General features: G+C 63.3%; 4 protein-coding genes. 3 read left to right on the top strand and 1 reads right to left on the bottom strand.

Going from position 1 to position 3712, the window contains the following annotated elements:
• On the top strand, positions 1-1254 hold a 1254-nt coding region (locus ACHWRX_RS07085; RefSeq protein ID WP_394658662.1), incomplete at its 5' end, for a S9 family peptidase.
• Positions 1255-1498: 244 nt separating this feature from the next.
• On the top strand, positions 1499-1891 hold the full coding sequence (locus tag ACHWRX_RS07080) for an acyl-CoA thioesterase (RefSeq protein WP_394658661.1): 393 nt from the start codon (positions 1499-1501) through the stop codon (positions 1889-1891).
• Positions 1892-1894: 3 nt separating this feature from the next.
• Here the strand turns inward: ACHWRX_RS07080 and ACHWRX_RS07075 are convergent, their stop codons facing one another.
• Positions 1895-3406: a replicative DNA helicase gene (locus ACHWRX_RS07075; protein ID WP_183617141.1), complete on the bottom strand. Its 1512-nt coding sequence runs from the start codon at positions 3404-3406 to the stop codon at positions 1895-1897.
• Positions 3407-3549: 143 nt separating this feature from the next.
• Here ACHWRX_RS07075 and ACHWRX_RS07070 point away from each other — a divergent pair.
• Positions 3550-3712 (top strand): UPF0262 family protein (locus ACHWRX_RS07070; RefSeq protein ID WP_394658663.1); only part of this gene is annotated, 163 nt, incomplete at its 3' end.

Genomic DNA, 3712 nt, shown 5'->3' with positions numbered 1-3712 from the left:
GTCAAGCCGCGCCAGAAGGGCGTGGAATACGACGTCGATGAGCGGGAGGGCGTGCTCTACATCCACACCAACGACACGCACGAGAACTTCCGCCTCGCCACCGCCCCGCTCGACAATCCGGGCGAGTGGACCACTTTAATCGAGGGGTCGGACGAATTCTACCTGACGGGCGTCGACCTGTTCAAAGATTTCTTCGTGATCGAAGGCCGCCGTGCCGGGCTCGATAAGATCGAGCTGCATTGGTACGAGGAAGAAGAATTCCAGCCGATCGCCTTCCCTGAGGCGAGCTATTCGGCGGGGCTGGGCGACAATCCCGAATGGGACATGGATCGCCTGCGCATCTCCTACGAATCGATGGTCAGCCCGGCCACCGTGTTCGACTATCACGTCGCCGATGGTCGGCTGGAGACGCTGAAGGTCCAGCAAATCCCCACAGGCTACGACGAAAGCCTCTACAAGACCGAGCGGCTGGAAATCGAGGCGCGGGACGGCACGAACATCCCGGTCAGCGTGGTGATGCGCAAGGACCGTGAAGATGGCGGGCCGCTGCACTTGTACGGCTACGGCGCTTACGGCATCTCGATCGATCCCGGCTTCTCCACCGCGCGGCTCAGCCTGGTCGATCGCGGGTTCGCGTACGCCATCGCGCATATCCGTGGCGGTGACGACCTGGGTCGTGCCTGGTACAAGGCGGGCAAGCTTGAGCGGCGCACCAACACCTTCAACGATTTCGTCGATGTCGCGAAGGGATTGGTGGAACGCGGCTATACCGCAGAGGGCAAGATCAGCATCTCCGGCGGATCGGCCGGTGGCGAACTGATGGGCGCTGTGGTCAACTCCGACCCGCACTTGTTCGGCGCAGTCGTGGCGCATGTTCCTTTCGTGGACGTGCTGGCGACGATGCTGGACGCCTCGCTGCCGCTGACGCCCGGCGAATGGCCGGAATGGGGCAATCCCATTGAGGACCAGGCAGCCTTCGAGCTGATTCGCAGCTACAGCCCTTATGATCAGGTTTCGGCACAGGCCTATCCGCCGATTATGGTCACCGCCGGCCTGAATGACCCGCGAGTCACATATTGGGAGCCCGCCAAGTGGGTGGCCCGCCTGCGCGAGTTGAAGACCGATAATAATGAATTGATCCTGAAGACCAACATGGGCGCGGGACATGGCGGCAAGTCGGGCCGGTTCGAAAGCCTGCACGAGACTGCGGAAGAGTTCGCCTTCATCCTGTGGCAGCTGGGAGTGGAAAGCTGATCAGCCAGCGGAGCAAGGCTGTCCTTGAACTCCCCTCCCGCCTGCGGGAGGGGCCGGGAGAGGGCCTGTTCTTTCTCCCCGCAGCAACAGTTTCGCGGCAAGGGCAACAAGCCCTCCCCCAACCCCTCCCGCAGGCGGGAGGGGAGAGCCTCACGCCACCCTCCCGTTCGTGTCGAGCGAAGTCGAGACACGCCGGTGCCGCGCTCTCGTATCGCGACTTCGCTCGACACGAACAGAGGCTTGGATGAGTTCGTTCACCCTCTCCTTCACCGCCCAGCCCGATCACATCGACCGGATGGGCCACGTCAACAATGCGGTCTGGGTGCAATGGATGGAGGCACTGGCCACGGCGCATTGGGAAGCCGTTGCCGCCCCAGAGCACCAGGCCGCTTACGTCTGGCTCGTGGTGCGCCACGAAATAGATTATCGCGGCAACATCCGCGAAGGCGAAAGCACTGAGGCGACCACCTGGGTAGAAGCCCCGCCCGAGGGCGCGCGCTTCGAACGCCGCTATGAGTTCCGCAATGCCGCCGGCAAAGTGATCGTCAAGGCGCGAACGCAATGGGCGATGCTGGACCTGGCGACGGAGCGGGTAATGCGCGTGCCGAAGGATGTCTCCGCCCGCTTCCTGGCGTGACCCTCAATCGTCGTAGGCGTGCGCCATCGAATCGTCGGCAAGATCGGAGAACCGGGTGATCCGCGCCTCGAAACGCATGCGCACCTTGCCCGTCGCGCCGTGACGCTGCTTGGCGATCAGCAGTTCCGATAGACCGGTCACCTGCTCCATCTTTTCGCGCCAGGCTTCCCACTTGGTATGGACGTCTGGTGGATCGGTTTCGGTCGGGTACTTGGGCTCGGTCGCCTTCACGTAATAATCTTCGCGGTAGACGAACCAGACCATGTCGGCGTCCTGCTCGATCGAGCCGGATTCGCGAAGGTCGGACAGCATCGGCCGCTTGTCCTCGCGCTGCTCCACCGCGCGGCTCAGCTGCGACAGGGCGATCACCGGCAGCTGCAGTTCCTTGGCCAGGGTCTTGAGGCCGCGCGAAATCTCGGAAATCTCGTTCACGCGGTTGTCGTTGGCGCGGCCCGTGCCCTGCAGCAGCTGCAAGTAGTCGACCACGATCAGCCCAATGTTGTGCCGCCGCTTGAGTCGCCGCGAGCGGGTGCGCAGCGCGGCGATGGTGAGGGCCGGCGTATCGTCGATGAACAGGGGCAGCTCGGCCAGGCGCTGGCTGGCGAAGGACAGCTGCTGAAAGTCCTCACGGCTGATCTTGCCCATGCGCAGCGCTTCGGAACTGATGCCGGATTGCTCCGCCAGAATACGCGTGGCGAGCTGGTCCGCGCTCATTTCCAGGCTGAAAAAGGCGCAGGCCGCACCCACCGACTGCTCGATCGGGATGCCGTCGGCGATATCGCGGCGCAGGCGGTCGGCGGCGTTGAAGGCGATGTTGGTGGCGAGCGAGGTCTTGCCCATGCCGGGACGACCGGCGAGGATGATCAAGTCGGAATCGTGCAGGCCGCCGATCTTCTCGTTCACCGAATTGAGGCCGGTGGTCTTGCCCGAGATGTGGCCGCCCGAATTGAACGCCTTTTCGATCGAGGCGATCGCCACGCGGGTGGCCGCGCCGAAATTCTTGGCCTCGTTCGCGCCTGCCGCGCCTTCGGCCACTTTGTAGAGCGATGCCTCAGCCTGCTCGATCTGCTGCATCGGCTCGACCGATTCGGACGTGTCCATCGCCCCTTCGACCAGGCCGCGCCCCACCGAGACGAGTTCGCGCAGCAGCGCCAGATCATAGATCTGTTCCGCCAGTTCACGCGGGGCCAGCAGGCCTTGCCCGTCCGCCGTCAGCCGCGCGAGGTAGGCCACGCCGCCCAGCTCTTTCAGCGATTCGTCCGCATCGAAATAGGGCCGCAGCGTGACTGGGGTGACAACTGCCTTGCGATCGAGCAGCTGCATGATTCGCTCGTAGATGCGGGCATGCACCGGTTCGAAGAAGTGGCGCGGGGTCAGCTGAATCTGCAGTTCCTCGATCACGCGATTGTCGATCAGAACAGCGCCCAGGAACGCCGCTTCGGCCTCCACGTTGGAAGGTAGCGCGCGAATCGCCGGGACGTCCGCATCGCGGATGAGAGAAGGTGCCGTTGCCATAAGCCGCCGATTTTGAACCTGACACGGGCAGGCGGCAAGCGGCTTTGCCGAGCTTATTATTCCACAGCTTGTGAACTGTGGCGCGATATGGGGATGCCCGCGATCCGCTTGGCCAATCTGCCACAAAAGCGTAAGGCGCGGCGATGCCGGACCTGCGCATTTCCCATATCGAGCTAGACGATGCGACCATCCTGTGGCGCAATTCGGATATCGAGCAGGAACGCCAGGTGGCGATGTTCGACCTGATCGAGGATAACACTTTCAAGCCGATCCGCTCGTTCGAGGCGGGGCATCACGGGCCCTATC

Origin of the sequence: uncultured Novosphingobium sp. (assembly GCF_964277725.1) — a bacterium.
Taxonomy (GTDB): Bacteria; Pseudomonadota; Alphaproteobacteria; order Sphingomonadales; family Sphingomonadaceae; genus Novosphingobium; species Novosphingobium fluoreni.
Note: the sequence above shows the minus strand (reverse complement) of the source record. Positions and strands in the feature narration are given on the sequence as shown.

What these genes read in the sequence shown, in the direction of transcription:
- ACHWRX_RS07080 (WP_394658661.1), top strand. Translation starts at nt 1,499, where the DNA reads ATGAGTTCGTTCACCCTCTCCTTCACCGCCCAGCCCGATCACATCGAC.
- ACHWRX_RS07075 (WP_183617141.1), bottom strand. Translation starts at nt 3,406, where the DNA reads ATGGCAACGGCACCTTCTCTCATCCGCGATGCGGACGTCCCGGCGATT.